General features: G+C 65.8%; 1 protein-coding gene. It reads left to right on the forward strand.

Features of this window, described 5'->3' with window-relative positions; translation table 11 throughout:
* Positions 1-1,484: acyl-CoA carboxylase subunit beta (locus DDE10_RS23090; RefSeq protein WP_432653751.1), on the forward strand; the 1,484-nt coding region annotated here is incomplete at both ends.

Genomic DNA, 1,484 nt, shown 5'->3' on the forward strand with positions numbered 1-1,484 from the left:
ATCGAGGAACTGGAGAAGAGGCGCGAGCAGGCACGGCTCGGCGGCGGCGAGAAGAGGATCGCGGCGCAGCATGCCAAGGGGCGTCTGACCGCGCGCGAGCGGCTGACGGTGCTGCTCGACCAGGGCAGCTTCGAGGAATATGACATGTTCGTCGAGCATAATTGCTCGGACTTCGGCATGGAGGCGCAGCGTTTCCCGGGCGACGGCGTCGTCACCGGGTCGGGGACGATCAACGGCCGGCTCGTCTACGTGTTCGCGCAGGACTTCACCGTCTTCGGCGGCTCCTTGTCGGAGCGTCATGCGCAGAAGATCTGCAAGGTCATGGACATGGCGATGAACGTCGGCGCGCCGGTGATCGGCCTCAACGATTCGGGGGGTGCCCGCATCCAGGAGGGCGTCGCCAGCCTCGCCGGCTATGCCGAGGTGTTCCAGAGGAACGTGCTCGCTTCCGGGGTCGTGCCGCAGATCAGCCTGATCATGGGGCCCTGCGCCGGCGGCGCGGTCTATTCGCCGGCGATGACCGACTTCATCTTCATGGTGAAGGACAGCTCGTACATGTTCGTCACCGGGCCGGACGTGGTGAAGACGGTCACCAACGAGGTCGTCACCCAGGAGGAGCTGGGCGGGGCGATCACCCATACGACCAAGTCGGGCGTCGCCGACGTCGCCTTCGAGAACGACATCGACGCGCTTCTCGCCACCCGCGACTTCTTCGACTTCCTGCCGCTCTCCAACCGGCACGATCTGCCCGAGCGGCCCTGCGACGATCCCTGGGACCGGGTCGAGGACAGCCTCGACACCCTCATCCCCGACAGCGCCTCCAAGCCCTACGACATGCACGAGCTCATCCGGAAGGTGGTCGACGAAGGCGCCTTCTTCGAGCTCCAGCCGGCCCACGCGGCCAACATCATCACCGGCTTCGCCCGGATCGAGGGCCGCACCGTCGGCATCGTCGCCAACCAGCCTCTGGTCCTGGCCGGCGTGCTCGACATCAAGTCGTCGAAGAAGGCCGCCCGGTTCGTCCGCTTCTGCGACGCCTTCGACATCCCGATCATCACCTTCGTCGACGTGCCGGGCTTCCTTCCCGGCGTCGCCCAGGAGCATGAGGGGATCATCAAGAACGGGGCCAAATTGCTCTTCGCTTATGCCGAGGCGACGGTGCCGAAGATCACGGTGATCGCCCGCAAGGCCTATGGCGGCGCCTATGACGTCATGGCCAGCAAGCATCTGCGCGGCGACCTCAATTATGCCTGGCCGACCGCCGAGATCGCGGTGATGGGCGCCAAGGGCGCGGTCGAGATCATCTTCAGGAAGGATATCGGCGATCCCGAGAAGATCGCGGCGCGCACCCTCGACTACGAGACCCGCTTCGCCAACCCGTTCGTGGCGGCGAGCAAGGGGTTCATCGACGAGGTGATCATGCCCCACTCGACCCGCCGCCGCATCGCTCTGGGCCTCAGGAAGCTGCGCGACAAGCAGCTCGA

The organism is Sphingosinicella terrae, assembly GCF_003347635.1.
Taxonomy (GTDB): Bacteria; Pseudomonadota; Alphaproteobacteria; order Sphingomonadales; family Sphingomonadaceae; genus Allosphingosinicella; species Allosphingosinicella terrae.